Here is a 1,154-nt window from a genome sequence, read left to right as displayed (position 1 = left end):
GCCGAGCATGGCTCGGCACTTATCTCTTAGCAGTCTGTCACCTTAGGTGCCGAGAGCCCGGCGCGGGCGACCGTTCGGCACTAGGTCTTTTCGATCGCTTGGTAGCAAGGATCCCCGCGCCGGTTTCTCCCTGATCCGCCCGAACAGTTGGTCGAGTATGGCGCTCGCACTGATAAGACTGGGCAAGCGGGGGGAGCTCTCGGCCCTGTCAGCCTAGCGGAGTTGCGCCATGTTTGGGATCGGGATTGATGTAAGTGGTGAAACCCTGGATGTAGCAGTTCATGAACAGGCGTTTCGGCAGTTCAAGAACACCAAGAGCGGCTTCGCTAGCTTGATCCGATGGCTACGAAAATGGCCGGTCAAACAGGTGGTACTGGAAGCCAGTGGCGGCTATGAGCAGAAGGCGCTGGACGCACTGCACGACGCTGGACTACCGGTGGTACGCATCAACCCTGGCCGGGGCCGCAGCTTCGCCACGGCTACAGGCAGGCTTGCCAAAACGCATTGATGCCTCGGTCCTGGCGCATATGGCCAATGTGCTGAAGTTGACGCGCTATGTACCACCAGCACCGTGGCAGCGTCGTTTGGGCGAGCTTTGCCTGCGCCGTCGGCATCTGGTCCAGATGCGTGTGAGTGAACGACAACGTCTGCGTGGCTTCAACGATGCCACCCTGATTGCGATGGTCAACAAGCATCTGCAGGGGATCAGCAGCGATATAAAACAGCTGAATCAAACCATCAGCGAATTGCTGGGGGAGCAAAAAGGCTGGAAAAACTTTGCCAATCTCAAGGGCGCAGGGCCGGTTCTGATGGCAACGCTTGCCTGTGAGCTGCCGGAGCTGGGCCAGCTCAGCGGCAAAGCGATCTCAGCATTGGTGGGCGTGGCCCCGATGAATCGGGAGAGCGGAACCTGGAAAGGCCGGCGAAGCATCACCGGAGGTCGCGCCGTCGTCCGAGAGGCGCTGTACATGGCCGCCCTGACCGCAAGACGTTACGAGCCAAGGCTGCGGGAGTTCTTCGACTCGCTGATCAGCCAAGGCAAGCCCGGCAAGGTGGCCTTGGTCGCGGTTATGAGAAAGATGCTGGTCATCCTCAATGCTCGTAAACGAGATGCGGAGGCCGCTATGGCCTCCGGCTGACAAGACAGTTGCTAC

Annotated in this window: 1 pseudogene; it reads left to right on the top strand. The window is 59.6% G+C overall.

Annotation, left to right across the window (positions count from 1 at the left end):
* The first annotated feature begins 229 nt into the window (after positions 1-229).
* Positions 230-1,139 (top strand): annotated as a pseudogene (locus ACVOK8_RS19125) (IS110 family RNA-guided transposase).
* The last annotated feature ends 15 nt before the right edge of the window (positions 1,140-1,154 follow it).

The organism is Stenotrophomonas sp. STEN083, from assembly GCF_056759195.1.
Note: the sequence above shows the minus strand (reverse complement) of the source record. Positions and strands in the feature narration are given on the sequence as shown.